The sequence below is a fragment of the Thermomonospora cellulosilytica genome (assembly GCF_014138835.1).
Lineage (GTDB): Bacteria > Actinomycetota > Actinomycetes > Streptosporangiales > Streptosporangiaceae > Thermomonospora > Thermomonospora amylolytica.
Window position 1 is genome coordinate 162,519 of the sequence record NZ_JACJII010000001.1, and the last position, 26,367, is coordinate 188,885.

Here is a 26,367-nt window from a genome sequence, read left to right on the forward strand (position 1 = left end):
TCGTTCAGGAGACCGGCACGTCCGCCGGTCCGGCGGCGCCGCCCAGGGTCCGCACCCGCCGGGTCTCCTGCGCCCGGCGGGCCAGGTCCGCCTCGTCCGGGTAGCGGATCTCCTCCAGGCACAGCCCGTGCGCGGGCGCGACGTTCACCGCCGAGTCCCGCACCCGCGCCGCCAGCACCGCCGCCGGCCAGTCCACGTCCCGGCGGCCGTCGCCCACCACCAGCAGCGCGCCCACCAGCGCCCGCACCATCGAGTGGCAGAACGCGTCCGCCTCCACGGTGGCCGCCGCCAGCCTGGGCTCCTCGCGCGCCCACTCCAGCCGCAGCAGCCGCCGGATCGTGGTCGCGCCCTCCCGCCTGCGGCAGAACGCCGCGAAGTCGTGCTCGCCCACCAGCCGGGCCGACGCCTCGTTCATCCGGTCCAGGTCCAGCGGACGCGGATGCCACAGCACGTCCCGACGGCGCAGCGGATCCACCCCCACCGGGTCGTCGCACACCCGGTAGACGTACCGCCGCGACAGCGCCGAGAAGCGGGCGTCGAAGCCCTCGGGGGCGCGGGTCACCCGCCACACCCGCACGTCCGGCGGCAGCAGCCGGGCCAGCCGGCGCGGCAGCGCCCCGTTGACGGCGGAATAGGCGGAGACCGGCACCACCACATGGGCGACCTGGCCGCGCGCGTGCACCCCGGCGTCGGTACGGCCCGCCACGGTCAGCGCGGGCGGCGGGTCCAGCCGCAGCACCCGGCCCAGCGCCTCCTCGATGACGCCCTGCACGGTGCGCTGTCCGGGCTGGCGCGCCCATCCCGCGAAGTCCGACCCGTCGTACCCGATGTCGAGCCGCAACCGCACCAGCGCCGTCATGCTCCCCCGTCCCCGGACATGTGCCAAGTCTTCCAAAGATCGGACCTGCCGTCGCGGTTCGCGAACGGCGGGTCAGGCCCGTGCACCGCGACGGGCCCGTCCCCCACGCGGAGGACGGGCCCGTCGGATGCCGTGCTGAGGCCGCCTTACTTGGCGTCCTCGTCGCCCTTGGCCTCGGGGACGTCCTTGATGACGGTCTCCTCGGCGCCCTCGGCCTCGGCGGTCTCCGCCGGAGCCTCGGCGGGCTCGCTCTCCTTGCCCAGGTCGAGCTTGTCGGCGCCGGCGCCCTTGGTCTCGGTGGAACGCACCGAGGCCGCCGGCATCGGCTCGGTCACCAGCTCGATCACCGCCATCGGGGCGTTGTCGCCGCGACGCGGGCCGATCTTGGTGATCCGGGTGTAGCCGCCCGGCCGGTCCGCGAAGGTCGGGGCGATCTCGGTGAACAGCGAGTGCACCACGCCCTTGTCGCGGATCACCTCGGCCACCAGCCGACGGTTGTGCAGGTCGCCCTTCTTGGCCTTGGTGATCAGCTTCTCCGCGAACGGACGCACCCGCCGGGCCTTGGCCTCGGTGGTGGTGATCCGGCCGTGCTCGAACAGCGCGGTGGCCAGGTTGGCCAGGATCAGCCGCTCGTGCGCGGGGCTGCCGCCGAGGCGGGCGCCCTTGGTGGGCTTCGGCATTGCGTTTCCTTCCTGCACCGGCCGTATCAGGTACCGGTGGCTCGTTCATTGCGAACGCGCCCGCCCCGCAGCGGCTGCCGTGGGGCGGGCACGGACGTGTCAGTACTGCTCGGTCTCGGCGTAGCTGGTGTCGTCGTCGCCGTAGCTGTCGGCCGCCGCGGTCGGGTCGAATCCGGGCGGGGAGTCCTTCAGCGACAGGCCCATGTCGCTCAGCTTCTGCTTGACCTCCTCGATGCTCTTGGCACCGAAGTTGCGGATGTCCAGCAGGTCCTGCTCGCTGCGGGCGACCAGCTCGCCGACCGAGTGGATGCCCTCGCGCTTGAGGCAGTTGTAGGAGCGGACGGTGAGGTTGAGCTCCTCGATGGGCAGCGCCAGGTCGGCCGCCAGCGCGGCGTCCGTCGGCGACGGGCCCATGTCGATGCCCTCGGCCTCCACGTTCAGCTCGCGGGCCAGCCCGAACAGCTCGACCAGGGTCTTGCCGGCCGAGGCCACCGCGTCCCGCGGCAGCATCGAGTGCTTGGTCTCCACGTCCAGGATCAGGCGGTCGAAGTCGGTGCGCTGCTCGACTCGGGTCGCCTCGACCTTGTAGGTGACCTTGAGCACCGGCGAGTAGATGGAGTCGATCGGGATCCGGCCGATCTCCTGGCCCGGCTGCTTGTTCTGGGCGGCGGAGACGTAGCCGCGACCGCGCTCGACGGTCAGCTCCATCTCCAGCTTGGCCTTGTTGTTGAGGGTGGCGATGTGCAGGTCGGGGTTGTGCACCTCGACACCGGCCGGCGGCGCGATGTCGGCGGCGGTGACCTCGCCCGGGCCCTGCTTGCGCAGGTACATCACCACGGGCTCGTCGTGCTCGGAGGAGACCACCAGCTCCTTGAGGTTCAGGATGATGTCGGTGACGTCCTCCTTGACCCCGGGAACGGTGGAGAACTCGTGCAGCACCCCCTCGATGCGGATGCTGGTGACCGCGGCGCCCGGGATGGACGACAGCAGGGTGCGGCGCAGCGAGTTGCCGATCGTGTAACCGAAGCCCGGCTCCAGCGGCTCGATGGTGAACCGCGACCGGTACTCGTCGATCTGCTCCTCGGTGAGCGTGGGACGCTGGGCGATGAGCATGGTTGCTCCCTTGGTAGTCCACGGCGCCCGCTATATGACGCCGTCGGATGGTGCGTACCCGGGCGGAGCCGCGCAGACCCCGCCCGGGCGGTGCGAGTCTCTCCCGGGGACGGGCCCCGGGATCCCGAATTACTTCGAGTAGAGCTCGACGATCAGCTGCTCCTGGACCGGCGTGTCGATCTGCTGCCGGACCGGGAGCGAGTGGATGAGGATCCGCATGGTCGGCTCGGTGACGGCCTCCATCCAGGCCGGCACCTGCCGCTCGCCCGCCTCGGCCTTGGCGACCACGAACGGGGTGAGCTCGTGCGACTTGGCCTTGACCTCGATGATGTCGTTCTCGCTGACCAGGAACGACGGGATGTCGACCTTGCGGCCGTTGACCCGGAAGTGGCCGTGCCGGATCAGCTGGCGGGCCATGTCGCGGGACTTGGCGAAGCCGGCCCGGTACACGACGTTGTCCAGCCGCCGCTCCAGCAGCTGCAGCAGCACGTCACCGGTCTTGCCCTGCTTCTTGTTGGCCTGCTCGTAGTAGTTGTGGAACTGCTTCTCCAGGACGCCGTAGATGCGGCGGGCCTTCTGCTTCTCCCGGAGCTGCAGCAGGTACTCGGTCTCCTTGGGGCGGCCGCGGCCGTGCTCACCCGGCGGGTAGGGCCGGATCTCGATCGGGCACTTGGGCCCCTCGCACTTGCTGCCCTTCAGGAACAGCTTCATCTTCTCGCGACGGCAGAGCTTGCAGTCCGCGCCGGTGTAACGAGCCATGTTTCTCTCTCCCCCCGGCCTCAGACGCGCCGACGCTTGGGCGGCCGGCAGCCGTTGTGCGGCACGGGCGTGACGTCCTGGATGGAACCGACCTCCAGCCCGGTCGCCTGCAGCGAGCGGATGGCGGTCTCGCGGCCCGAGCCCGGGCCCTTGACGAACACGTCGACCTTGCGCATGCCGTGCTCCATGGCGCGGCGGGCGGCGGCCTCGGCGGCCTGCTGGGCGGCGAACGGGGTCGACTTGCGGGAGCCCTTGAAGCCCACGTGGCCCGAGGAGGCCCACGAGATCACGTTCCCGTTCGGGTCGGTGATCGACACGATCGTGTTGTTGAACGTGCTCTTGATGTGGGCGTGCCCGTGGGCGACGTTCTTCTTCTCCTTGCGGCGCACCTTCTTGGCGCCGACCTTGCTCCTGGGAGGCATCGGTTGGGTCTACTCCTGTGAGGTCGTCGATCCGGTCGTGGCGGAGCCGGACTACGGTCCACCCCCGCCTGCGCGGGGAAACGCGTCCGGCGGACCCGGACTACTTCTTGCCGGCCTTCTTCTTGCCGGCCACGGTCTTCTTCTTGCCCTTGCGGGTACGGGCGTTGGTCTGCGTGCGCTGACCGTGCACCGGAAGCCCGCGGCGGTGCCGGATGCCCTGGTAGCACCCGATCTCGATCTTGCGGCGGATGTCGGCCTGTATCTCGCGGCGCAGATCGCCCTCGATCTTGTAGTTGGCCTCGATCCAGTCGCGGAGCTTGATCAGCTCCTCGTCACCGAGCTGGTGCACCCGCAGGTCGCCGCTGACCCCGGTCTCGCGCAGGGTCTCCAGCGCCCGGGTGCGGCCGATGCCGAAGATGTAGGTCAGTGCGACCTCCAGGCGCTTGTCGCGCGGGAGGTCGACGCCCAGGAGGCGAGCCATCGTGGGCAGTTCCCTTCTAGTCGCGGAGGTCTGGCCCATCGCGGTCCCCACCCCTGCCCGGGTGGCGGCCCCGGCCTCCGTCCGGGGGTCCCCCTCACACAGCCGTGCCGTACGACCCGATCATGGGCCGTACGGCGGCGGTGTGAAGGCTGCGATGAGCTTGTGCTGTCGTGCGTCAGCCCTGACGCTGCTTGTGCCGCGGGTCCTGGCAGATCACCATGACCCGGCCGTGGCGGCGGATCACCCGGCACTTGTTGCAGATCTTCTTGACGCTCGGCTTGACCTTCACTGGTGGTCTCCTAGTAGCTAGGGTCACTCCCCCGTTGCCACACGGAGGAGAGGCAACCGCATTGACTCCTCCTCCTCGGGGACGAGGAGGATTCCTGGCTCACGCCGCCCGGCCGTCCGGCGAACGCCCGGGTCTTCCGCGATCTGCACCAGCCGGGTTGAGACCAGCCCGGAAAAGCATCAGGAGTGCGGAGTCGCCGTCCCCGGCGGCTCCGCACGCGAGGTGCGTGTATTCACTTGTAGCGGTAGACGATCCGGCCGCGGGTGAGGTCGTAGGGGCTCAGCTCCACGACGACCCGGTCGTCCGGCAGGATCCGGATGTAGTGCATCCGCATCTTGCCGCTGATGTGGGCGAGCACCTTGTGCCCGTTGTCGAGTTCCACCCGGAACATGGCGTTCGGGAGCGACTCGACGACGGTGCCCTCGATCTCGATGGCCCCTTCTTTCTTGGGCATGTCCTCCGCGCTTCGCTGCTCGGTTCGTCTGGGGTTCGGCCCGGTGACCGGGGGCGTTGCCCCGGAGACGGCCACACCCAGGCTCGACGGCGAGGGACTCAGGCGACCGAAAACGGACCGACATAGGAGTGTACGTCACCGACCCGCCGAACGCGAAATCCACCGCGACTCGGGCGTCGGGACCGCTCCCCGACCCAGCTTACCGCCTCAGCCGTTGTACCTTTCCGTAAGGAGACGTTTGAGGAGGATCGGCATGCCGAACTATGACTTCGAGCTGATCCTCAGCCGCCCGCTCCTCGAGGCCGAGCTGGACCCGCTGTTCCAGCGCACCCTCGGGCACGTCACCGTGGCCTTCGTGCCCGAACTGCGCGGCGAACGACGCCCCGGCCACGCCCGCTGCCGCTGGCAGGCGGCCTCGCTGTCGGCCGCCATCATGGAGGTCATCGCGCAGCTGGAGTCGCTGGAGACGGCCGAGGACGCGCCCCGGCTGCGGGTGGTGTCGGTGGAGGCCGATCCCCTGCTGTCGATGCGCGACATCGCCGACCGGGTGGGCCGCAGCCTGGAGTCGGTCCGGCTGTGCATCCGCGGCACCCGCGGCCCCGGCAACTTCCCGGCCGCCGAGACGACCAGTTCAGGACACCGGCTGTGGCGCTGGTCCCGGGTCGCCGAGTGGTACGGCGTGCACGACCCGCAGCTGCGCGAGGCCGGGCCCACCTCCCAGGCCATCAACGGCTGGCTGGCGCTGCGCGACGTGGTGCCCCAGGTGGCGCCCGCCCCCGAGGAGGTCACCTCCGCGCTGTCGGCGGTACTGTCGCACGTGGCCTGATCCGCCGCGGCCCGCCGGGACCCCCGGCTGCGGCATGGGCGGCGGGGCGCCGCATCCGGCCGGGAAGAGGATCAATGCCGATCATCGTGCAGCTCAGCGACATCCACATCGCCGCCGGTGCGGACGGCGAGGTCGACGACCGCAGCGGGCCGGTGCGCGCGCTGCGCAACGCCGTCTCCAGCGTGCTGGCCCTGCCGGACCGGCCGGACTGCCTGGTGCTGACCGGGGACCTGACCGACAAGGGGCTGCCCGCCGAGTACGCCCGGCTGCACGCCCTGCTGTCGCCGCTGCCCATGCCGGTGTTCCCGCTGCCCGGCAAGCACGACGACCGGGCGATGCTGCGCGCCGCGTTCGCCGACCACGCGCCGCTGGCCCCGCCGGACGGCGACCCGCAGGCGCCGGTGCGGTACGCGGTCGACGTCGCCGGGGTGCGGCTGGTGTGCTGCGACACCACCGTGCCCGGCCGGCCCCACGGCGAGCTGGGCCCCGAACGGCTGGCCTGGCTGGAGTCGACGCTGGCCGCCGCCCCCCAGACGCCGACCGTGGTGGCCACCCACCATCCCCCGATCCCCATCGGGGTGCGGTTCCTGGACGAGCTGGCGCTGCACGACGCCGCCGAGTTCGGCGCGGTGATCGCCCGGCATCCGCAGGTGGAACGGGTCATCAGCGGACACGTGCACCGGGCCGCGGCCGGCGCGATCGGCGGGGTCACCGTCGTCACCTGCCCCAGCACGTACCGGCAGATCTACCTGGACACCAGCGTGCCCGGCCAGGCGGCGGTGACCGGGGAGCCCGCCGGGTTCGCGGTGCACATCGTGGGCACCGGCGGCCCGGCGGTCACGCACTTCGTGCCGACCGGCGCGTACCGGCCGCTCATGCACGTGGACTGAGCTCAGTCCCGCCGGCCGCCGCCGAAGAACGAGCGGACCAGCAGGACCGCGCCCCACGGGCCGGCCACCCAGATCCACCACGGGTAGACGACCCCTGCGGTCACCGACACCAGCAGCCAGATCACGAAGTTGATCGCGCTGACGGCCGCCCAGGTCGCCCACAGCGCCCTGTCCCCCGGTGCGGCGAGCGCTCCGCCGGCCCGCCGGGCGGGCTCCGCGGACGCCCGGGGCGCCGGCAGCGGGCGCTGGTACAGGTCCTCCTCGGGCAGGTCCGCGGTGACCGTCTCCAGCTCGCCGTAGGTCTTGGCGGCGTACACGGCCTCCAGCCGCTCCTGCAGCTCGTCCACCGTGATGCGGCCCGCCGCGCAGTGCTCGCGCAGCTCCTCGGCCACCCGGTCGCGGTCGGCGTCCGAGGCCCGCATGCGGGGATCGGGAGACGTCACGGCGCCGTTCCCGTCAGCGGGACGAGCCGAGCCTGGCGAACCACTCGCGCCCCTCGTCCAGGGCGGTGAGGACGCGCGGGCCGTCCTCGGTGACCGCGAAGGTGTGCTCGAAGTGCGCCGAGTGGCGGCCGTCGACGGTGACCACCGTCCAGCCGTCCTCCAGCTCGCGGGTCGCCTTGGTGCCGAGGTTGACCATCGGCTCCACGGCGAAGCACATGCCGGGCTCCAGCACCGGGCCGTGCCCGGGACGGCCGTGGTTGGGGATCAGCGGGTCCATGTGCATCTGGGTGCCGATGCCGTGCCCCCCGTACCCCTCGACGATGCCGTAGGGGCCCTGGGAGCGGATGTAGGACTCGATGGCGTGCGACATGTCCGTCAGGCGCGCCCCGGCCACACCGGCCGCCAGACCGTGCCACAGGGCCGTCTCGGTGACCTCCAGCAGCCGCCGCTGCTCGGCGGTGATCTCGCCGACCGGAACGGTGATCGCCGAGTCCCCGTGCCAGCCCGCCACGATCGCCCCGCAGTCGATGGAGATCACGTCGCCCTCCCGCAGCACCTTGCGGGGGCTGGGGATGCCGTGCACGATCTCCTCGTTCACCGAGGTGCAGATGGTCGCGGGGAAGCCGTGGTAGCCCTTGAACGAGGGCACCCCGCCGTTGGAGCGGATGTGGTCCTCGGCGATGGCGTCCAGATCCGCCGTGGTGATGCCGGGCTTGACGGCCTCCCGCAGCACCTGGAGGGTCCGGCCGACCAGCAGGCCGGCCGCCCGCATCAGCTCGATCTGCTCGGCGGTCTTGATCTGGATGGCCGGGCCGCGCCGGCGCCTACCCCACACGTGCAATTCCCCTCTCATCGCCCTGCGACGAGGGCACGGGTGCGGACCGGCGGACGGCGCCGGGCGGGGGTCACCCGCGGAACCGGCGGATCGCCTCCAGGGCCCGCTCGGTGACCTCCTCGACCGGGCCGGTCGCGTCGATGCCGACCAGAATGCCCTCATCGGCGTAGAACGACACCAGCGGGGCGGTCTGTTCCTGGTAGACCTCCAGCCGGTGCCGGACCACGTCCTCCCGGTCGTCGTCGCGCTGGAACAGCCGGCCCCCGCACTCGTCGCAGATGTCGTCCTTCTTGTCGTCCCAGTCGACGTGCCAGATCTTGCCGCACTGGCTGCAGGTGCGGCGGCCCGACAGCCGGCGGACGACCTCGTCCTCGTCCACCACGAGCTCCAGCACCAGGTCGAGCTTGGCGCCCCACTCGGCGTCGAGCATCTTCTTCAGCGTCTGGGCCTGCGGCACGTTCCGCGGGAACCCGTCCAGCAGGAACCCGTGCCGGGCGTCGTCCTCCGACAGCCGGTCGCGGACCATCGCGATGGTGATCTCGTCCGGCACCAGGTCGCCGCGATCCATGTACTGCTTGGCCTGGCGGCCGAGCTCGGTGCCCCCGCTGACGTTGGCACGGAAGATGTCACCTGTCGAGATCTTCGGGACGGACAGGTGCGATGCAATGAACTGGGCCTGCGTCCCCTTGCCCGCTCCAGGGGGGCCCACCAGAACGATACGCACTACCGGAGGAAGCCCTCGTAGTTGCGCTGCTGCAGCTGGCTTTCGATCTGCTTCACGGTATCCAGTCCCACGCCGACGACGATGAGGATGCTCGTCCCGCCGAACGGGAAGTCGTCGGCCGCCTGCATGAGGGCGAACGCGACCATCGGGATCAACGCGACGAGCCCCAGGTACAGTGCACCGGGTGTGGTGATCCGGGTCAGCACGTAGTCGAGGTACTCGGCGGTGGGCCGGCCCGGACGAATGCCTGGGATGAACCCACCATACTTCTTCATGTTGTCGGCGACTTCAGTGGGGTTGAACGTGATCGCCACGTAGAAGTACGTGAAGAAGATGATGAAGCCGAAGAAGACGGCCATGTGCCAGGGGTTGTCCTGCTGCAGGTAGGGCTGGATCTTGACCATCCACTCGTTCTCCGGCCACAGCTGGGTGGCCAGCACGGGCAGGTACAGCAGGGACGAGGCGAAGATCACAGGGATGATGCCGGCCTGGTTGACCTTCAGCGGGATGTAGGTGGAGGTGCCGCCGTACATCCGCCGGCCGACCATCCGCTTGGCGTACTGCACCGGGATGCGGCGCTGGGCCTGCTCGACGAACACCACGCCGGCCATGATGGCCAGGCCGACCAGCATCACCAGGCCGAACGCGAACGCGCCCTTGGCCTTGTAGATGGCCCAGAACTGGGCCGGGAAGACCGCCACCACCTGGGTGAAGATCAGGATCGACATGCCGTTGCCGACGCCGCGGTCGGTGATCAGCTCGCCCAGCCACATGATCACCGAGGTGCCGGCGGTCATCACGATCACCATGGTGATGATCGTGAACAGGTCGGTCTTGTACAGCACGTCCCCGGCGTTGGGGAACAGCCGCCCGGTGGCGGCCATCGCCACGATGCCGGTCGCCTGCAGGATCGCCAGCCCGATGGTCAGGTACCGGGTGTACTGGGTGATCTTGCTCGTGCCGGCCTGGCCCTCCTTCTTGAGGGCCTCCAGCCGGGGGATCACCACCGTCAGCAGCTGGAGGATGATGCTCGCCGTGATGTACGGCATGATCCCCAGCGCGAACACCGAAAGTTTCAACAGCGCGCCACCGCTGAACAGGTCCACCAGCCCGTAGAGCTGACCGGTGTCGCCGTTCTCCCGGGCGCCCCGGACCGCCTCCCGGATCGCCTCGGTGTTGACCCCCGGGGTCGGCAGCTGCGAGCCGATCCGGAAGACCACGATGATGAACAGCGTGAACAGCAGTTTCTTGCGCAGGTCGGGGGTACGGAACGCCCGAGTGATCGCCGTTAGCACCAGTCCTCCTGCGCGAATCGGTGTCGATGGCCGCGGTGCGGGCCGGTTCCTGCAATGGCGGCGTCGAGTCCCGTCGCCGCGGTGCGGTACGGGATGTCGATACCAGCCGGTCGAACAATAACAGCAGACGCGACCGGGGCTCGCCTTCCGCTCGGCGTCGACCGCGAGGTCTGTGCCGAACGGAACCCGAGCCCCGGCGTCGTCGTGGTCATGCCTACAGCACGTCGGCCGAGCCGCCGGCCGCGGCGATCTTCTCCTTGGCGGAGGTGGAGAAGGCGTGCGCCTTCACCTGGACCGCCACGGAGATCTCACCGTTGCCGAGAACCTTGACCGGCTGGTTCTTGCGAACCGCGCCCTTGGCCGCCAGGTCCTCGGGGGTGACCTCGCCGCCCTGCGGGTACAGCTCGGTCAGCTTGTCCAGGTTGACCACCTGGTACTCGACCCGGAACGGGTTCTTGAAGCCCTTGAGCTTGGGCACCCGCCGGATCAGCGGCATCTGGCCGCCCTCGAAGCCGACCGGCACGGTGGCGCGGGCCTTGGTGCCCTTGGTGCCCCGGCCGGCGGTCTTGCCCTTGGACGCCTCGCCCCGGCCCTTGCGGATCTTCCGCTTGTTGGCGCCGGGGGCGGGACGCAGGTCGTGCACCTTGAGGGGGCCGCCCTCGGTGACGTCCGCCATGATCAGTCGACCTCCTCGACGGTGACCAGGTGCGCCACCGTCCGGATCATGCCGCGCACCTGCTGGGAGTCCTCGCGGACGACGCTGTCGCCGATCCGCTTCAGGCCCAGGGTACGCAACGTGTCACGCTGGTTCTGCTTCTCGCTGATCCGCGACTTGACCTGAGTGATCCTCAGCTGGCTCATGACGCGGCCACCTCCGCCCGCGGCTCGCTGCCGGCGGCACGGGCCCGCAGCATCGCGGCCGGAGCCACGTCCTCCAGCGGCAGACCGCGCTTGGCGGCGATCTCCTCCGGACGGCTCAGCTGCTTGAGCGCCGCCACCGTGGCGTGCACGATGTTGATCGCGTTCGAGCTGCCCAGCGACTTGCTCAGCACGTCGTGGATGCCCGCGCACTCCAGCACCGCGCGCACCGGGCCGCCGGCGATGACGCCGGTACCGGGGCTGGCCGGGCGCAGCAGCACCACGCCGGCCGCCTCCTCGCCCTGCACGGTGTGCGGGATGGTGCCCTGGATCCGCGGCACCTTGAAGAAGTGCTTCTTGGCCTCCTCGACGCCCTTGGCGATCGCCGCGGGCACCTCCTTGGCCTTGCCGTATCCGACGCCGACCGTTCCGTTGCCGTCACCGACGACCACCAGGGCGGTGAAGCTGAAGCGCCGACCACCCTTGACGACCTTCGCGACGCGGTTGATCGCTACGACGCGCTCGATGTACGACTGTCCCTTGTCGGCGCCACCGCGGCGGTCGTCGCGCCGGTCGCGACGGTCGCCACCCTGACCGCCACCGCGCCTCTGCGCTGCCATCAGTGGTTCCTTCCGTTACTGGTCGTGGTGAGGGCCATCAGAACTCCAGGCCCCCCTCGCGGGCGCCGTCCGCGACGGCGGCGACGCGCCCGGTGTACCTGTTGCCGCCGCGGTCGAAGACGACCTTGGCGATGCCGACCGCCTTGGCCCGCTCGGCCACCAGCGCGCCCACCCGGCGGGACTTGTCGGTCTTGGTCCCGTCGGCGCCGCGCAGGTCCGCCTCCATGGTCGACGCGTAGGCCAGGGTGTGGCCCTTGGTGTCGTCGATGACCTGGACGAACATGTGCTTGGTGGAACGGGTCACGACCAGGCGCGGGCGCTCGGCGGTGCCCAGCACCTTCTTGCGGACCCGGGCATGCCGGCGGGCGCGCGCCTTGGCCCGCGCGGACCCGGCCCTGGCGGCCACGGTCTTGCCTGCTGCCATGACTACTTACCAGCCTTTCCGACCTTCTTGCGGACCTGCTCGCCCTGGTAGCGCACGCCCTTGCCCTTGTAGACGTCGGGCTTGCGCAGCTTGCGGATGTTGGCGGCGGCCTCGCCGACCTTCTGCTTGTCGATGCCGTCCACGTGGATCAGCGCGTTGATCTGCTCGCGCCGGACGGTCTCGACGCGGAAGGTGATGCCCTCCGGCGCCTTGAAGGTGATCGGGTGGCTGTAGCCGAGCTTGAGCTCGAGCTGGTCGTTGCCCTTGGCGGCGGCGGTGTAACCGACGCCCCGGATCTCCAGGGTCTTGCTGTAGCCCTTGGTGACGCCCTCCACCATGTTGGCGATGAGCGACCGGGTCAGGCCGTGCAGGGCCCGCACGGTGTTGACGTCGTTGGGCCGCGAGACCAGGATCCTGCCGTCCTCGAGCTTGACCTCGATGGGCTCGGCGACGGTGTGCTTCAGCTCGCCCTTGGGGCCCTTCACCGTGACGTTCTGGCCGTCGATGGTGACGTCGACCCCGCTGGGGACGGCGATCGGCAGTCGTCCGATACGAGACATGCGCTGTGCCCTCCCCTCACCACACGTAGGCGAGGACTTCGCCGCCCACGCCGCGCTTGCTTGCCTGCTTGTCGGTCATCAGGCCGGAGGACGTGGAGATGATCGCCACGCCCAGCCCGCCGAGCACCTTCGGCAGGTTGTCCTTCTTGGCGTACACCCGCAGACCCGGCTTGGAGACCCGCTTGATCCCGGCGATCGAACGCTCCCGGGTCGGGCCGAACTTCAGGTCGATCACGAGCTTCTTGCCGACCTCGGCGTCCTCCACATGCCAGGCGGAGATGTAGCCCTCCTGCTGGAGGATCTCGGCGATGTGCGCCTTGATCTTCGAGTACGGCATGCTCACGCTGTCGTGGTACGCCGCGTTCGCGTTCCGCAGACGTGTCAGCATGTCTGCGATCGGGTCGGTCATCGTCATGGCCTACTGGCCCCTCCCCACCGCGGTTTCCGTGTCCGGACCTACGGCGTGGTCGTGGGCGCCGGCGAGGGCGCCCGGTTGCTATTTCCTCTGGTGGCCGTTACCAGCTCGACTTGGTGATGCCGGGCAGCTCGCCCCGGTGCGCCATCTCCCGGAAGCAGACCCGGCACAGGCCGAACTTGCGGTAGACGGAGCGCGGACGCCCGCAGCGCGAGCACCTGGTGTAGGCGCGCACCTTGAACTTGGGCTTGCGGGCGGCCTTGGCGATCAGCGCCTTCTTCGCCATCAGTTCTCCTTGAAGGGGAAGCCCAGGGCCCGCAGGAGCGCCCGGCCCTCGTCGTCGGTCTTGGCGGACGTCACGACGGTGATGTCCATGCCGCGCTGGCGGTCCACCTTGTCGGGGTCCACCTCGTGGAACATGACCTGCTCGGTCAGCCCGAAGGTGTAGTTGCCGTTGCCGTCGAACTGCTTGGGCGACAGCCCGCGGAAGTCGCGGATCCGCGGCAGCGCCAGCGTCAGCAGCCGGTCCAGGAACTCCCACATCCGGTCGCCGCGCAGCGTCACGTGCGCGCCGATCGGCATGCCCTCGCGCAGCTTGAACTGGGCGATGGACTTCTTGGCCCGGTTGATGCTGGGCTTCTGACCGGTGATCAGGGTCAGGTCGCGGACCGCGCCCTCGATCAGCTTGGCGTCCTTGGCCGCCTCGCCCACGCCCATGTTCACCACGATCTTCACCAGACCGGGCACCTGCATGACGTTGGCGTAGCCGAACTGCTCCTGCAGGGAGGCGCGGACCTCCTCGCGGTAGCGGAGCTTGAGCCGCGGCTGCGGCACCGGCCGCTCGGTGAGTGTCTCGGTCATAGTCGTCAGATCTCCTTGCCGGTACGGCGCGAGATCCGGACCTTCGTGCCGTCCTCGTTGATCTTGTAGCCGACCCGGACCGGCTTGCCGTCCTCCACCAGCGCCACGTTGCTGACGTGCAGCGGCGCCTCGCGGGTGATGACCCCGCCGCCCTTGCCCTGCGGGTCGGCCTTGGTGTTCTTCTTGATGAGGTTGACGCCTTCGACGGTCACCCGCTGGCGACGCGGGTCGGCGTGGATGACCTTGCCGGTCGCGCCCTTGTCCTTGCCGGCGATGACGATGACCTCATCGCCCTTCTTGATCTTCATCTACAGCACCTCCGGGGCGAGCGAGATGATTCGCATGAACTTCTTCTCGCGCAGCTCCCGGCCCACCGGGCCGAAGATACGGGTGCCCCGCGGGTCGCCGCCGTCCTTGATCAGGACGGCCGCGTTCTCGTCGAAGCGGATGTAGGAGCCGTCGGGACGCCGGCGCTCCTTGCGGGTGCGCACGACGACGGCCTTGACGACGTCACCCTTCTTCACGCCCGCGCCGGGAAGGGCGTCCTTCACCGTCGCGACGATGATGTCGCCGACTCCCGCGTAGCGCCGACCCGAGCCGCCGAGAACCCGGATGCACAGGATCTCCTTGGCACCCGTGTTGTCGGCGACCTTGAGTCGCGACTCCTGCTGGATCACGTCAACTCCTGTTCGTCACACCGGTTCTCCGTCCGCTCGCCGCGGACGGAGCCTGGTGGAACCGGTAATTACTTGGCCTTCTCGAGAATCTCGACCACACGCCACCGCTTGGTGGCCGACAGCGGCCGGGTCTCCATGAGCCGGACGCGGTCGCCGATGCCGCACTCGTTGTTCTCGTCGTGCGCCTTGTACTTGGTCGTCCGACGGATGACCTTGTGGTACTTGCGGTGCTTGACCCGGTCCTCGACGGCCACGACGACGGTCTTGTCCATCTTGTCGCTGACCACGAGGCCCTCGGCGATCTTGCGGCTGGGCCGCTTGGTGCCCTCGGTCTGCTCAGTCATTGCTCTTCACGTCCTCCTGCGCCTCGGGCTCCTCGGCGACCGTCACGATGCCGAGTTCGCGCTCGCGCATCACGGTGTAGATCCGAGCGATCTCGCGCTTGACCTGGCGCAGCCGCCCGTGGTTGTCCAGCTGACCGGTGGCGGCCTGGAAGCGGAGGTTGAACAGCTCCTCCTTGGCCTCCTTCAGCTTGGTCACCAGCACGTCCTCGGGCTCGGTCCGCAGCTCGTCGGCGGTAAGACCCTTGGCCATCAGGACTCACCCACCTCTCGCTTGACGATCTTGCACTTCATCGGAAGCTTGTGGATCGCGCGGGTCAGGGCCTCGCGGGCGATGGCCTCGTTGGGGTACGAGATCTCGAACATCACCCGGCCGGGCTTGACGTTGGCGACCCACCACTCCGGCGAGCCCTTGCCGGAACCCATCCGGGTCTCGGCCGGCTTCTTGGTCAGCGGACGGTCCGGGAAGATGTTGATCCACACCTTGCCGCCACGCTTGATGTGCCGGGTCATCGCGATACGCGCCGACTCGATCTGCCGGTTGGTCACGTACGCGCCCTCGACGGCCTGGATCCCGAAGTCACCGAAGGTGACCTTGGTGCCGCCCTTGGACATCCCCTTGCGCTTGGGGTGGTGCTGCTTACGGTGCTTGACCTTGCGAGGGATCAGCATGGATCACTCAGCTCCCCTCACCACTGGGAGCGGGCGCCGCCGACTCGCCGGTCGGCTGGGCCTGCTGCTCCGGACTCTGCTGCTGCTGGCGGCCGCCGCCGCGGCCACCGCGACGCTCGCCGCCACGGCCGCCACGGCGCTCACCGCGGCCACGGCGCTCGCCGCCGCCACCGGGGCCGGAGCGCTGCTGCTGGGCGGCCCGCGCCTCGCGCTCGGCGCGGCTGGTCGGGGCCTCGCCCTTGTAGATCCACACCTTGACGCCGATCCGGCCGAACGTCGTACGGGCCTCGTAGAACCCGTAGTCGATGTCGGCGCGCAGCGTGTGCAGCGGGACCTGGCCCTCCCGGTAGAACTCCGAGCGGGACATCTCGGCGCCGCCGAGACGGCCGCTGCACTGCACCTTGATGCCCTTGGCGCCGCTCTTCATGGCGGACTGGATGGCCTTGCGCATCGCCCGGCGGAACGCCACCCGGCTGGACAGCTGCTCGGCCACGCCCTGGGCGACCAGCTGGGCGTCGATCTCGGGGTTCTTGACCTCGAGGATGTTCAGCTGGACCTGCTTGCCGGTCAGCTTCTCCAGGTCGCCGCGGATGCGGTCGGCCTCGGCGCCGCGCCGGCCGATCACGATGCCCGGGCGCGCGGTGTGGATGTCCACCCGGACGCGGTCGCGGGTGCGCTCGATCTCGACCTTGGAGATGCCGGCCCGCTCCATGCCCTTCTGCAGCATGCGCCGGATGGCGACATCTTCCTTGACGTACTCGGAGTACAGCTTGTCGGCGTACCACCGGGACTTGAAGTCGGTGGTGATGCCGAGTCGGAACCCGTGCGGGTTGATCTTCTGACCCACTAGCGGGTCCTCCTCTTCCTGCCGCTGCCGTTACCGCCGGCGGCCGCGTCCTCGCGGGACTCCACGACCACCGTGATGTGGCTGGTGCGCTTGTTGATCCGGTACGCCCGGCCCTGCGCGCGAGGCCGGAAGCGCTTGAGCGTCGGCCCCTCGTCGACCCACGCCCGGCTCACGACCAGCGAGTCCGTGGCGAGGTTGAAGTTGTGCTCGGCGTTGGCGATGGCGCTCGCCAGCACCTTGCCCACCGGCTCGCTCGCAGCCTGGGGGGCGAACCGCAGCACCGCCTGAGCCTCCGCGGCGGGAAGTCCGCGGATGAGGTCCACCACGCGGCGGGCCTTCCTGGGCGTGACACGGATGAACCGCGCCTGGGCCCTGGCTTCCATCGCTGTTCCCTCTCTCCTACGATCCTGCGCCCGCTCAGCCCCGACGGCTGCGGCGGTCTTCCTTGACGTGGCTGCGGAACGTCCGCGTGGGGGCGAACTCACCCAGCTTGTGACCCACCATGGCGTCGGTGATGAACACCGGCACGTGCTTGCGGCCGTCGTGGACGGCGATGGTGTGGCCGATCATCTCGGGGACGATCATGGACCGCCGCGACCACGTCTTGATGACGTTCTTGGTGCCCTTCTCGTTCTGCGCTTCCACCTTCTTCATGAGGTGGTCGTCCACGAACGGGCCCTTCTTCAGGCTACGTGGCATGTGGCGTACTCCTACCGCTTCTTCTTGGTGCGACGACGGACGATCAGCCGGTCGCTTTCCTTGTTCGCCCGGCGGGTACGGCCTTCCTTCTTGCCCTTGGGGTTGACCGGGTGACGGCCACCGGAGGTCTTGCCCTCACCACCACCGTGCGGGTGGTCGATGGGGTTCATGGCCACACCGCGGACGGTCGGGCGCTTGCCCTTCCAGCGCATCCGGCCGGCCTTGCCCCAGTTGATGTTGGACTGCTCGGCGTTGCCGACCTCGCCGACCGTGGCCCGGCAGCGCACGTCCACCATCCGCATCTCGCCGGAGGGCATGCGCAGCGTGGCGTACTTGCCCTCCTTGGCCAGCAGCTGGCAGCCGGCGCCGGCGGAGCGGGCCAGCTTGGCGCCGCCGCCGGGGCGCAGCTCGATGGCGTGCACGACCGTACCGGTCGGGATGTTGCGCAGCGGCAGGCAGTTGCCCGGCTTGATGTCCGAGCCCGGCCCGTTCTCGACGCGGTCGCCCTGCTTGAGGCCCTGCGGGGCGAGGATGTAGCGCTTCTCCCCGTCGGCGTAGTGCAGCAGCGCGATCCGGGCGGTGCGGTTGGGGTCGTACTCGATGTGCGCGACCTTCGCCGGGATGCCGTCCTTGTCGGCGCGGCGGAAGTCGATCAGCCGGTACGCCCGCTTGTGGCCGCCGCCCTGGTGCCGGGTGGTGATGCGACCGTGGTTGTTGCGCCCGCCCTTCTTCGGCAGCGGGCGGAGCAGCGACTTCTCCGGCTCGCGGCGCGTCAGCTCGACGAAGTCGGCGACGCTGGAGCCGCGGCGACCCGGGGTCGTCGGCTTGTACTTACGGATGCCCATCTTTTTCGTTCATCCTGTCTTTCGTGATCTCCGGTGGCCGGCCGCGCTCAGGCGGTGGGTCCGCCGAAGATGTCGATCCGGTCGCCCTCGGCCAGTGCGACGACGGCGCGCTTGGTGTCCTTGCGCTTGCCGTAGCCGAACCGGGTCCGCTTGCGCTTGCCCTTGCGGTTGATGGTGTTGACGGAGGTCACCTTGACCCCGAACACCTCCTCCACCGCCTGGCGGATCTGGACCTTGTTGGCGTCCGGCCGGACGATGAACGTGTACTTGTTCTCGTCCAGCAGGCCGTAGCTCTTCTCCGAGACGACCGGCGCGATGATGATGTCCCGGGGGTCGGCGATCTTGCTCACTTGTCGCCTCCTCCCTTCTTGGTCGCGCGTGCGATGAACGCGTCGTAGGCGGCCTTGGTGAAGACCACGTCGTCGCTCACCATCACGTCGTAGGTGTTGAGCTGGTCCTCCACCAGCAGGTGCACGCTGGGCTCGTTGCGCAGGCTCTTCCAGGTCAGCTCGTCGTCGCGGTGGGTGACCACGAGGACCCGCTTGGCCTGGGTGATCTCGCGCAGCGCGGCCAGCGCCACCTTGGTCTTGGGCACGTCGCCCTCGACCAGGCGGTCGACCACGTGCACCCGGCCGTGCCGGGCGCGGTCGGACAGGGCGCCGCGCAGCGCGGCGGCCTTCATCTTCTTGGGCGTGCGCTGGCCGTAGTCGCGCGGCTGGGGACCGTGCACGGTGCCACCGCCGGCGAACTGCGGCGCGCGGGTCGAGCCCTGCCGGGCCCGGCCGGTGCCCTTCTGCCGGTAGGGCTTCTTGCCGCCGCCGCGGACGTCGCCGCGGGTCTTGGTGGCGTGCGTGCCCTGCCGGGCGGCGGCCTGCTGGGCCACCACGACCTGGTGGATCAGCGGCACGCTGGTCTTCGCGTCGAAGATCTCGGCGGGCAGTTCGACGTCGAGCTTGGCGGTCACTTGCCCGTTCCCTTCACTGCGTCGCGGACCAGGACGAGACCGCCGTTGGGACCGGGGACGGCGCCCTTGATGAGCAGCAGACCCTTGTCCGCGTCGATGGCGTGGATGGTCAGGTTCTGCACGGTCTTGCGGACGTTGCCCATCCGCCCGGCCATGCGCAGGCCCTTGAACACGCGACCCGGGGTCGCGCAGCCGCCGATCGAGCCCGGCGAGCGGTGCTTGCGCTGGGTGCCGTGCGAGGCGCCGAGGCCGCGGAAGCCGTGGCGCTTCATCACACCCGCGGTGCCCTTGCCCTTGCTGGTGCCGGTGACGTCGATCTTCTGGCCGGCCTCGAAGACCTCAACGGTGATCTCCTGGCCGAGGGTGTACTCGGCGGCGTCGTCGGTCCGCAGTTCGACCAGGTAGCGACGCGGCGTGACACCGGCCTTGGCGAAGTGGCCCGAGCGCGGCTTGTTCACCTTGCGCGGGTCCACCTGGCCGTAGCCGATCTGCACGGCGCTGTAGCCGTCCTTGTCGGGCGTACGGATCTGGGTGACGACGCACGGCCCGGCCTGGACGACGGTCACCGGAACGATCCGGCCCTCATCGTCGAAGACCTGGGTCATGCCGAGCTTCTCGCCCAGGACGCCCTTCCTCTGCTTACTCATCGTGGGTGCGTCCTTTTAGAGCTTGATCTCGATGTCGACGCCGGCCGGCAGGTCGAGCCGCATCAGCGAGTCGACCGTCTTGGGCGTCGGATCGATGATGTCGATCAGCCGCTTGTGCGTGCGCATCTCGAAGTGCTCGCGCGAGTCCTTGTACTTGTGCGGCGAGCGGATGACGCAGTACACGTTCTTCTCGGTCGGCAGCGGCACCGGGCCCGCGACCTTGGCGCCCGTCCGCGTCACCGTCTCGACGATCTTCTTCGCCGAGGAGTCGATGACCTCATGGTCGTAGGCCTTGAGCCGGATGCGGATCTTCTGTCCCGCCATGGTGGCCTCGGTGTCCTTTGCTGGTAGTGCCGCTGGGTTTCTGCTCTCGTGGTGCGGCGGCCCGGCCGTGTCCTCGCCTCGGGGACGACCCCCCGGACGAGGGGCAGGCGGCCGGGCCGCCGCTCCATCGGTGTGTTACTTGATGATCTTGGTGACGCGACCGGCGCCGACGGTCCGGCCACCCTCACGGATGGCGAACTTCAGGCCCTCCTCCATGGCGACGGGCTGGATCAGCTCGACGCGCATCTCGGTGTTGTCGCCCGGCATGACCATCTCGGTGCCCTCGGGCAGGTGCACCACGCCGGTGACGTCCGTGGTCCGGAAGTAGAACTGCGGACGGTAGTTGTTGAAGAACGGGGTGTGCCGGCCGCCCTCGTCCTTGGACAGGATGTAGACCTGCGCCTCGAACTCGGTGTGCGGGGTGTTGGTGCCCGGCTTGATGACACACTGGCCGCGCTCCACCTCCTCGCGCTTGGTGCCGCGCAGCAGCAGGCCGACGTTGTCGCCCGCCTGGCCCTGGTCGAGCAGCTTGCGGAACATCTCAACGCCGGTGACGGTCGTCTTCATCGACTCTTCCTTGATGCCGATGATCTCGACTTCCTCGTTGACGTTGATGACGCCGCGCTCGATACGGCCGGTGACCACGGTGCCGCGACCGGTGATCGAGAACACGTCCTCGATCGGCATCAGGAACGGCTTGTCGGTGTCACGCTGCGGCTCGGGGACGTTCTCGTCGACCGCGTCCATCAGCTCGACGATGGACTGGGCCCACTTCTCGTCGCCCTGCAGCGCCTGGAAGGCCGACACCCGCACCACGGGCACCTCGTCGCCCGGGAACTCGTACTCGCTGAGCAGCTCGCGGACCTCGAGCTCGACCAGCTCCAGGATCTCCTCGTCGTCGACCATGTCGCACTTGTTCAGGGCGACGACGATGTACGGCACGCCGACCTGACGGGCCAGCAGCACGTGCTCCTTGGTCTGCGGCATCGGGCCGTCGGTGGCGGCCACGACCAGGATCGCGCCGTCCATCTGGGCGGCACCGGTGATCATGTTCTTGATGTAGTCGGCGTGACCCGGGCAGTCCACGTGAGCGTAGTGGCGCGCCTCGGTCTGGTACTCCACGTGCGCGATGGAGATCGTGATACCGCGCTCACGCTCTTCGGGGGCCTTGTCGATGTCCTCGAAGGGGGTGAACGGGTTGATGTCCGGGTACTTGTCGTGGAGCACCTTGGTGATCGCCGCGGTAAGGGTGGTCTTACCGTGGTCGATGTGCCCGATGGTGCCGATGTTCACGTGCGGCTTGGTCCGCTCGAACTTGGCCTTCGCCACTGGTGTCTCCTTGCCTGCGTCTCGGCCGCCGGAGGCGACCGTTTCGTTCCGGGTCCGGTCGGGCGGCGGCGCGCCACCGCCCGGCCGATGGTGATCTGGCTCTAGGCCCGGGGGCTACTCGCCCCGCGCCTTGGCGATGATCTCCTGCGCGACGTTGCTCGGCACCTCCGCGTAGGAGTCGAACTGCATGGTGAAAACAGCCCGGCCCTGGGTCTTGCTGCGCAGATCACCCACGTAGCCGAACATCTCGGAGAGGGGGACGAGGGCCTTGACGACCCGCATGCCCGCGCGCTCGTCCATGGACTGGACCTGACCGCGCCGGCTGTTGAGGTCGCCGATCACGTCACCCATGTTGTCCTCGGGGGTGGTGACCTCCACCGCCATCATCGGCTCCAGCAGCGTGGGGGCCGCCCGGCGGGCCGCCTCCTTGAACGCCATGGACCCGGCGACCTTGAAGGCCATTTCCGAGGAGTCCACCTCGTGGTAGGCGCCGTCCTGCAGGGTGACCTTGACGCCCACCATCGGGTATCCGGCCAGCACGCCGAACTCGGCGGCCTCCTGGCAGCCCGCGTCCACCGACGGGATGTACTCCCGGGGGATGCGGCCACCGGTGACCTTGTTCTCGAACTCGTAGCCGTCGTTGCCGTCGCCCAGCGGCTCCAGGTCGATGATCACGCGGCCGAACTGGCCGGAGCCACCCGTCTGCTTCTTGTGGGTGTACTCGACCTTCTCGACCTTCTTGGTGATCGTCTCGCGGTAGGCCACCTGCGGGCGGCCCACGTTGGCGTCGACCTTGAACTCCCGCTTCATCCGGTCGACCAGGATCTCCAGGTGCAGCTCACCCATCCCGGAGATGACCGTCTGGCCGGTCTCCTCGTCGGTGCGGACCTGGAAGGAGGGGTCCTCCTCGGCCAGCCGCTGGATCGCGGTGCCCAGCTTCTGCTGGTCGGCCTTGGTCTTGGGCTCGATCGCCACGTGGATGACCGGGGCGGGGAAGGTCATCGACTCCAGGACCACCGGGTCCTTCTCGTCGCAGAGCGTCTCGCCGGTGGTGGTCTGCTTGAGGCCCATCACCGCGACGATGTCGCCGGCGCCGACGCGGTCGATCTCCTCACGCTTGTTGGCGTGCATCCGGTAGATCTTGCCGACCCGCTCCTTGCGGTCCTTGACCGAGTTGAGCACGGAGGTGCCGGCCTCCAGCACGCCGGAGTAGACGCGCACGAAGGTGAGCTTGCCCAGGTGCGGGTCGCTCATGATCTTGAACGCCAGCGCCGAGAACGGCTCGTCCTCGCTGGGCTTGCGGGCGATCACCTTCTCCTCGTCGCGCATGTCGTGGCCCTCGATGGCCTCGATGTCCAGCGGCGACGGCAGGTAGCGGACGATCGCGTCCAGCAGCGGCTGCACGCCCTTGTTCTTGAACGCGGTGCCGCACAGCACGGGGGTCAGCTTGCTGGCGATGGTCGCGCGCCGGATCGCCGGGATCAGCTGCTCCGCGGTGGGCTCGTTGCCCTCCAGGTACAGCTCCATGATCTCGTCGTCGGCCTCGGCGACCGTCTCGACCAGCTTGTCGTGCCACTCCTGGGCGGCCTCGGCGTGGCTGGCGGGGATGTCGACCTCGTCGTACATCTCGCCCAGCTTGGCCTCGGGCGTCCAGATCAGGGCCTTCATCTTGACCAGGTCGATGACGCCCTTGAAGTCCGCCTCGGCGCCGATCGGCAGCTGCATCACCAGCGGCACGGCGTTCAGCCGGTCCCTGATCATGTCCACGCAGCGGTGGAACTCCGCGCCGACCCGGTCCAGCTTGTTGACGAAGCAGATCCGCGGCACGCCGTACCGGTCGGCCTGACGCCACACGGTCTCCGACTGCGGCTCCACACCGGCGACGCCGTCGAACACCGCCACCGCACCGTCGAGCACCCGCAGCGAACGCTCCACCTCGACGGTGAAGTCCACGTGGCCGGGGGTGTCGATGATGTTGATGGTGTGCTCGACGCTGTCCACCGGCCACCGGCAGGTCACCGCGGCGGAGGTGATGGTGATCCCCCGCTCCTGCTCCTGCTCCATGAAGTCGGTGGTGGCGGCGCCGTCGTGGACCTCGCCGATCTTGTAGCTCATCCCGGTGTAGTACAGGATGCGCTCGGTCGTCGTGGTCTTGCCCGCGTCGATATGGGCCATGATCCCGATGTTGCGGACCTTGGCCAGGTCTACACCGGTCTTGGTAGCCACTGTCGCGTCCTCGCGTCGTTCGTCGTCTGTGGGTCCGCCGGGATCACCAGCGGTAGTGGGCGAAGGCCTTGTTGGACTCCGCCATCTTGTGCGTGTCCTCGCGCTTCTTGACCGAAGCGCCCAGACCGTTGCTGGCGTCGATGAGCTCGTTCATCAGCCGCTCGGTCATGGTCTTCTCGCGACGCGCCCGGGCGTAGGTGACCAGCCAGCGCAGCGCCAGGGTGGTGCTGCGGGCCGGCCGCACCTCCACCGGGACCTGGTAGGTGGCACCGCCGACTCGCCGGCTCTTGACCTCGATGGTCGGCTTGACGTTGTCCAGCGCGCGCTTGAGGGTGACGACCGGGTCGTTGCCGGTCTTCTCCCGGGCGCCCTCGAGGGCGTCGTACACGATGCGCTGCGCGATGGAGCGCTTGCCGTCCAGGAGCACCTTGTTGATCAGCGCGGTGACCAGCGGCGAGTTGTACACCGGGTCGGCGACGAGCTGGCGCTTGCCAGCGGGGCCCTTGCGCGGCATTAGCTCTTCTCCTTCTTTGCGCCGTAGCGGCTGCGCGCCTGCTTGCGGTTCCGCACGCCCTGGGTGTCGAGCGAACCGCGGATGATCTTGTAGCGGACGCCCGGCAGGTCCTTCACACGACCGCCGCGCACCAGCACGATCGAGTGCTCCTGCAGGTTGTGCCCGACCCCGGGGATGTAGGCGGTGACCTCGATCCCACTGGTCAGCCGGACACGGGCGACCTTGCGAAGCGCGGAGTTGGGCTTCTTGGGCGTCGTGGTGTAGACGCGCGTGCAAACACCCCGGCGCTGGGGGCTGCCCTTGAGCGCAGGCGTCTTGTTCTTGGTCACCTTGTCCTGGCGGCCCTTACGGACAAGCTGCTGGATCGTGGGCACCGCGTCTCCGTCTTCCTCGTACCGAGCCGGTAAGTCTTGGAACTGCGTGGCCTTCCGCCCGGGTCGGGCGACCCCGGCTTGGACCGTCAATCACCGCCCCTGGCGAGGCTGTGACCTGCCGGTTTCCCGGCCTCTCCGACCCACGCGGTCGGGCGTGTCGCCCTCTGCAGGGCGTAACGCGACCGCCACGGCCCGTGAGGGGCCGACCAAGCCGGGGAGTGGATTGCGGCGCTAGGACTGGCACCCAGAGGGCCTTGCCGGCGCGCACGCACATGTGACCCGCGAACCACGGGCACGAGGCAAGAGACTACCCAGCCTTGCGGCGTTGGTCAAAGTGGGCACGCCATTACCGCGTCCGGGGGGTCCGGCGCAAGTACCGGATCCGGAAGTTCCGGACGGGCGGACCGGGCGGTCCCGCCTCTGGAACGGACGAATGCCGACGGGAGGTTCCCGTCGGCATTGTGTCCCAGTCGTCTCCCGGAGGGGAAGAGGTCACCGGCCGGTCACCCGGCCGGCGGGATCGTCAGAGCACGAAGACGACCACCAGCACGACGAGGATCACCACCAGGGCGATCGCGCCGATCCCGATGAGCATCCCCTTCCTGCCGCCCTTGCCGCCGTGGTCGGCCTGCGCGCCGCCGTACTGCTGGGCGCCGTACTGACCCTGCGCGCCCTGCGGCTGACCGTACGGCTGCTGGGGCTGCTGGCCATGCTGGCCGGGCTGGCCGTAGGGCTGCTGGCCGTACTGCTGGCCCGGCTGGGCGCCGTAGGCCGGCTGCTGACCCTGCGCGCCCTGCGGCTGGCCGTAGGGCTGCTGGCCCTCGGACTGCTGGCCGTACGGCTGCTGCGGGTAGCCCTGCTGGCCGCCCGGCGCGCCGTACGCCGCCTGGCCCTGCGGCTGGCCGTAGGGCTGCTGGCCGTAGGGGGCCTGCTGGCCCGGCTGCTCGGTGCCCTGCTGCCACTGCGGCTGGTCGGGGTAGCCCGGCGACTGCGCGCCGCCCTGGCCCGTGGCGAACGTCTGGGTGGACGCCGTGTCGCTGTCGGAGCCCTGCGGCGGGCCGTAACCCTGCGCCACCGGGGGCTCGTACTGCGCCTGCTGCGGCTCCTCGGGGGCCGGCCCGGAGTACTGGCCGGAGTCGGGCGGCGGCACCATCACGGTGCGCTCCCCGCCGCCCGGCTGGGGCGGCTGCCCGCCCTGCGGCGGCTGCCAGCCCTGCTGGGCGTCCCGGCCGGAACCGGCGACCGGCACGTCGGTCCCCGGCGACCAGGCCACCGTCGCGTTGTCGTCGACCGGAGGCGTCCCGGGCTGCGCCTGCTGCTGCTCGGGCCCCGGGACGATCACGGTGCGCTCCCCGCCGCCGGGCGCCGGGGGCTGCTGCTCGGGCTGGTCGAAGGACGGCGGCCGGTACGGGTCCGCGGGCGTCCCGTACGGCTGCTGGGGCTGCGGCGGCTGCCCATAGGGCTGCTGGCCGTAGGGGGCCTGCTGGCCATAGGGCTGCTGGGGCTGGCCGTACGGCTGCTGCGGCGGCTGCGGCTGACCGTACGGGGCCTGCTGACCGTAGGGCTGCTGCGGCGGCTGGCCGTAGGACGGCTGCTGGGGCTGCTCGGCGCCCAGGCCGGCGATCGGCTGCTCGACCATGGTGGGCGGCGCGGGCGGCGGGGTGGGCCGCTCCTGCCCCGCGCCCGGCTCACCGCCGGTCTCGGGCTGGTTCTCGGTGTTCCTGCGACGCGCCGGCGCGCCGAACACCACGGTGCGGTCGCCGATCGGCCGCACCGGCTGCTCGGACGGGCCGGACCCCGCATCCGCCGCCTGGTTGGCCTCGCCCTCCCCGCCGGTGGGCGGGTTCTGGTCGTCAGGCCTCGGCCACTGCGGTCCCTGCGTGCCGCTCTGCTCGGTCATCGTCGGGCTCCTTCAGCGCCGTTCCCCGGGCGGATGCTCGCCCAGGCCGTCATGCTTCACTTCGAGGCGCACGGCGCATAACGCGGCCTCCAAGCCTTCGTCCTCGCCCCGTGGCACCCTCGCCAGGGACGTTCAGTTGTCCAGCCTGCCCGGATGGCAGGTCCCACCGCAAATCACCACGCTTCGATGGGCAACCCGTG

General features: G+C 69.6%; 40 protein-coding genes. 2 read left to right on the plus strand and 38 right to left on the minus strand.

Annotated elements, in window-relative coordinates; all coding sequences use genetic code 11:
• Positions 1-4 precede the first annotated feature (4 nt).
• The 8 genes from truA to infA form a co-directional block, all read right to left on the minus strand.
• A complete protein-coding gene (truA, locus tag HNR21_RS00750; RefSeq protein WP_182703656.1) occupies positions 5-859 on the minus strand; it encodes a tRNA pseudouridine(38-40) synthase TruA in 855 nt (284 codons plus the stop codon).
• Positions 860-1,005: 146 nt separating this feature from the next.
• Positions 1,006-1,539, minus strand: coding sequence for a 50S ribosomal protein L17 (gene rplQ / locus HNR21_RS00755; protein WP_119728458.1), 534 nt, complete (start codon positions 1,537-1,539; stop codon positions 1,006-1,008).
• Positions 1,540-1,638: 99 nt separating this feature from the next.
• Positions 1,639-2,652, minus strand: a complete 1,014-nt coding sequence (locus HNR21_RS00760) for a DNA-directed RNA polymerase subunit alpha (RefSeq protein ID WP_182703657.1) — start codon at positions 2,650-2,652, stop codon at positions 1,639-1,641.
• A 129-nt stretch (positions 2,653-2,781) separates the two neighbouring features.
• Complete coding sequence (gene rpsD, locus HNR21_RS00765; protein ID WP_182703658.1) at positions 2,782-3,411, minus strand: 30S ribosomal protein S4; 630 nt, start codon at positions 3,409-3,411, stop codon at positions 2,782-2,784.
• A 20-nt stretch (positions 3,412-3,431) separates the two neighbouring features.
• Positions 3,432-3,833, minus strand: coding sequence for a 30S ribosomal protein S11 (rpsK, locus tag HNR21_RS00770; protein WP_103937856.1), 402 nt, complete (start codon positions 3,831-3,833; stop codon positions 3,432-3,434).
• Positions 3,834-3,933: 100 nt separating this feature from the next.
• Positions 3,934-4,314, minus strand: coding sequence for a 30S ribosomal protein S13 (gene rpsM, locus HNR21_RS00775; RefSeq protein ID WP_119728455.1), 381 nt, complete (start codon positions 4,312-4,314; stop codon positions 3,934-3,936).
• 175 nt (positions 4,315-4,489) lie between these two features.
• Positions 4,490-4,603: a 50S ribosomal protein L36 gene (gene rpmJ / locus HNR21_RS00780; protein WP_103937854.1), complete on the minus strand. Its 114-nt coding sequence runs from the start codon at positions 4,601-4,603 to the stop codon at positions 4,490-4,492.
• A 232-nt stretch (positions 4,604-4,835) separates the two neighbouring features.
• Complete coding sequence (gene infA / locus HNR21_RS00785) at positions 4,836-5,057, minus strand: translation initiation factor IF-1 (protein ID WP_067912209.1); 222 nt, start codon at positions 5,055-5,057, stop codon at positions 4,836-4,838.
• 253 nt (positions 5,058-5,310) lie between these two features.
• Between infA and HNR21_RS00790 the strand changes: the two genes are divergently transcribed.
• Together HNR21_RS00790 and HNR21_RS00795 are read left to right on the plus strand one after the other, a co-directional pair.
• Positions 5,311-5,883 carry a hypothetical protein gene (locus tag HNR21_RS00790; protein WP_119728454.1) on the plus strand — a complete coding sequence of 191 codons (573 nt, stop codon included), beginning with the start codon at positions 5,311-5,313 and terminating at the stop codon, positions 5,881-5,883.
• Positions 5,884-5,957: 74 nt separating this feature from the next.
• Positions 5,958-6,773, plus strand: coding sequence for a phosphodiesterase (locus HNR21_RS00795; protein WP_182703659.1), 816 nt, complete (start codon positions 5,958-5,960; stop codon positions 6,771-6,773).
• 2 nt (positions 6,774-6,775) lie between these two features.
• On the opposite strand, the gene HNR21_RS00800 is transcribed toward HNR21_RS00795, so the two are convergent.
• The 30 genes from HNR21_RS00800 to HNR21_RS00945 all read right to left on the minus strand — a co-directional run bounded on the left by HNR21_RS00800 (position 6,776) and on the right by HNR21_RS00945 (position 26,167).
• Positions 6,776-7,195, minus strand: a complete 420-nt coding sequence (locus HNR21_RS00800) for a DUF1707 SHOCT-like domain-containing protein (RefSeq protein WP_182703660.1) — start codon at positions 7,193-7,195, stop codon at positions 6,776-6,778.
• Positions 7,196-7,229: 34 nt separating this feature from the next.
• Entirely contained in the window at positions 7,230-8,051 is an 822-nt protein-coding gene (gene map / locus HNR21_RS00805) for a type I methionyl aminopeptidase (protein WP_312880758.1), read from the minus strand.
• Positions 8,052-8,121: 70 nt separating this feature from the next.
• Positions 8,122-8,775: an adenylate kinase gene (locus HNR21_RS00810; protein ID WP_119728450.1), complete on the minus strand. Its 654-nt coding sequence runs from the start codon at positions 8,773-8,775 to the stop codon at positions 8,122-8,124.
• A complete protein-coding gene (gene secY / locus HNR21_RS00815; protein WP_119728449.1) occupies positions 8,775-10,070 on the minus strand; it encodes a preprotein translocase subunit SecY in 1,296 nt (431 codons plus the stop codon). The genes HNR21_RS00810 and secY overlap by 1 nt, the downstream gene beginning before the upstream one ends.
• Before the next feature lie 214 nt (positions 10,071-10,284).
• On the minus strand, positions 10,285-10,746 hold the full coding sequence (gene rplO / locus HNR21_RS00820; RefSeq protein ID WP_182703662.1) for a 50S ribosomal protein L15: 462 nt from the start codon (positions 10,744-10,746) through the stop codon (positions 10,285-10,287).
• Positions 10,747-10,748: 2 nt separating this feature from the next.
• On the minus strand, positions 10,749-10,931 hold the full coding sequence (gene rpmD, locus HNR21_RS00825; RefSeq protein WP_119728447.1) for a 50S ribosomal protein L30: 183 nt from the start codon (positions 10,929-10,931) through the stop codon (positions 10,749-10,751).
• Complete coding sequence (rpsE, locus tag HNR21_RS00830; RefSeq protein ID WP_376766567.1) at positions 10,928-11,548, minus strand: 30S ribosomal protein S5; 621 nt, start codon at positions 11,546-11,548, stop codon at positions 10,928-10,930. Before rpsE ends, rpmD begins: the two co-directional genes overlap by 4 nt.
• Positions 11,549-11,585: 37 nt before the next feature.
• Positions 11,586-11,972 (minus strand): 50S ribosomal protein L18, encoded by a 387-nt coding sequence (gene rplR / locus HNR21_RS00835; protein ID WP_182703663.1) that lies wholly within the window; start codon positions 11,970-11,972, stop codon positions 11,586-11,588.
• A gap of 2 nt (positions 11,973-11,974) precedes the next feature.
• Positions 11,975-12,532: a 50S ribosomal protein L6 gene (gene rplF / locus HNR21_RS00840; protein WP_119728444.1), complete on the minus strand. Its 558-nt coding sequence runs from the start codon at positions 12,530-12,532 to the stop codon at positions 11,975-11,977.
• Positions 12,533-12,548: 16 nt separating this feature from the next.
• Positions 12,549-12,947 (minus strand): 30S ribosomal protein S8, encoded by a 399-nt coding sequence (rpsH, locus tag HNR21_RS00845; protein WP_119728443.1) that lies wholly within the window; start codon positions 12,945-12,947, stop codon positions 12,549-12,551.
• A 100-nt stretch (positions 12,948-13,047) separates the two neighbouring features.
• On the minus strand, positions 13,048-13,233 hold the full coding sequence (locus HNR21_RS00850) for a type Z 30S ribosomal protein S14 (protein ID WP_119728442.1): 186 nt from the start codon (positions 13,231-13,233) through the stop codon (positions 13,048-13,050).
• Positions 13,233-13,808 (minus strand): 50S ribosomal protein L5, encoded by a 576-nt coding sequence (rplE, locus tag HNR21_RS00855; protein ID WP_119728441.1) that lies wholly within the window; start codon positions 13,806-13,808, stop codon positions 13,233-13,235. The genes HNR21_RS00850 and rplE overlap by 1 nt, the downstream gene beginning before the upstream one ends.
• 5 nt (positions 13,809-13,813) lie before the next feature.
• Positions 13,814-14,116 (minus strand): 50S ribosomal protein L24, encoded by a 303-nt coding sequence (gene rplX / locus HNR21_RS00860; RefSeq protein ID WP_119728440.1) that lies wholly within the window; start codon positions 14,114-14,116, stop codon positions 13,814-13,816.
• Positions 14,117-14,485, minus strand: coding sequence for a 50S ribosomal protein L14 (rplN, locus tag HNR21_RS00865; protein WP_021596728.1), 369 nt, complete (start codon positions 14,483-14,485; stop codon positions 14,117-14,119). It lies immediately after the preceding gene.
• A 68-nt stretch (positions 14,486-14,553) separates the two neighbouring features.
• Positions 14,554-14,829 (minus strand): 30S ribosomal protein S17, encoded by a 276-nt coding sequence (rpsQ, locus tag HNR21_RS00870; RefSeq protein ID WP_119728439.1) that lies wholly within the window; start codon positions 14,827-14,829, stop codon positions 14,554-14,556.
• Positions 14,822-15,079, minus strand: coding sequence for a 50S ribosomal protein L29 (gene rpmC / locus HNR21_RS00875; RefSeq protein ID WP_119728438.1), 258 nt, complete (start codon positions 15,077-15,079; stop codon positions 14,822-14,824). The genes rpsQ and rpmC overlap by 8 nt, the downstream gene beginning before the upstream one ends.
• Positions 15,079-15,498 carry a 50S ribosomal protein L16 gene (gene rplP, locus HNR21_RS00880; RefSeq protein WP_119728437.1) on the minus strand — a complete coding sequence of 140 codons (420 nt, stop codon included), beginning with the start codon at positions 15,496-15,498 and terminating at the stop codon, positions 15,079-15,081. Before rplP ends, rpmC begins: the two co-directional genes overlap by 1 nt.
• 7 nt (positions 15,499-15,505) lie before the next feature.
• On the minus strand, positions 15,506-16,345 hold the full coding sequence (gene rpsC / locus HNR21_RS00885; protein ID WP_119728436.1) for a 30S ribosomal protein S3: 840 nt from the start codon (positions 16,343-16,345) through the stop codon (positions 15,506-15,508).
• On the minus strand, positions 16,345-16,728 hold the full coding sequence (gene rplV / locus HNR21_RS00890) for a 50S ribosomal protein L22 (protein WP_119728435.1): 384 nt from the start codon (positions 16,726-16,728) through the stop codon (positions 16,345-16,347). Before rplV ends, rpsC begins: the two co-directional genes overlap by 1 nt.
• Before the next feature lie 34 nt (positions 16,729-16,762).
• Entirely contained in the window at positions 16,763-17,044 is a 282-nt protein-coding gene (gene rpsS, locus HNR21_RS00895) for a 30S ribosomal protein S19 (RefSeq protein WP_119728434.1), read from the minus strand.
• Between the two features lie 11 nt (positions 17,045-17,055).
• The gene (rplB, locus tag HNR21_RS00900) at positions 17,056-17,889 is read right to left on the minus strand and encodes a 50S ribosomal protein L2 (protein WP_182703664.1); all 834 of its coding nucleotides are present in this window, start codon (positions 17,887-17,889) and stop codon (positions 17,056-17,058) included.
• Positions 17,890-17,936: 47 nt separating this feature from the next.
• Positions 17,937-18,239, minus strand: a complete 303-nt coding sequence (gene rplW, locus HNR21_RS00905) for a 50S ribosomal protein L23 (protein ID WP_119728432.1) — start codon at positions 18,237-18,239, stop codon at positions 17,937-17,939.
• A complete protein-coding gene (rplD, locus tag HNR21_RS00910) occupies positions 18,236-18,853 on the minus strand; it encodes a 50S ribosomal protein L4 (RefSeq protein WP_119728431.1) in 618 nt (205 codons plus the stop codon). Before rplD ends, rplW begins: the two co-directional genes overlap by 4 nt.
• Complete coding sequence (gene rplC / locus HNR21_RS00915) at positions 18,850-19,500, minus strand: 50S ribosomal protein L3 (protein WP_119728430.1); 651 nt, start codon at positions 19,498-19,500, stop codon at positions 18,850-18,852. The genes rplD and rplC overlap by 4 nt, the downstream gene beginning before the upstream one ends.
• A 15-nt stretch (positions 19,501-19,515) precedes the next feature.
• Positions 19,516-19,824 carry a 30S ribosomal protein S10 gene (gene rpsJ / locus HNR21_RS00920; protein WP_012854632.1) on the minus strand — a complete coding sequence of 103 codons (309 nt, stop codon included), beginning with the start codon at positions 19,822-19,824 and terminating at the stop codon, positions 19,516-19,518.
• Between the two features lie 135 nt (positions 19,825-19,959).
• Positions 19,960-21,153 (minus strand): elongation factor Tu, encoded by a 1,194-nt coding sequence (tuf, locus tag HNR21_RS00925; protein WP_119728429.1) that lies wholly within the window; start codon positions 21,151-21,153, stop codon positions 19,960-19,962.
• A gap of 114 nt (positions 21,154-21,267) precedes the next feature.
• Positions 21,268-23,379, minus strand: coding sequence for an elongation factor G (gene fusA / locus HNR21_RS00930; protein ID WP_119728428.1), 2,112 nt, complete (start codon positions 23,377-23,379; stop codon positions 21,268-21,270).
• 43 nt (positions 23,380-23,422) lie between these two features.
• Positions 23,423-23,893, minus strand: coding sequence for a 30S ribosomal protein S7 (rpsG, locus tag HNR21_RS00935; RefSeq protein WP_119728427.1), 471 nt, complete (start codon positions 23,891-23,893; stop codon positions 23,423-23,425).
• Positions 23,893-24,267 carry a 30S ribosomal protein S12 gene (gene rpsL / locus HNR21_RS00940; RefSeq protein WP_019632621.1) on the minus strand — a complete coding sequence of 125 codons (375 nt, stop codon included), beginning with the start codon at positions 24,265-24,267 and terminating at the stop codon, positions 23,893-23,895. The genes rpsG and rpsL overlap by 1 nt, the downstream gene beginning before the upstream one ends.
• A 523-nt stretch (positions 24,268-24,790) precedes the next feature.
• Positions 24,791-26,167 (minus strand): hypothetical protein, encoded by a 1,377-nt coding sequence (locus HNR21_RS00945; RefSeq protein WP_182703665.1) that lies wholly within the window; start codon positions 26,165-26,167, stop codon positions 24,791-24,793.
• Positions 26,168-26,367: the final 200 nt, after the last annotated feature.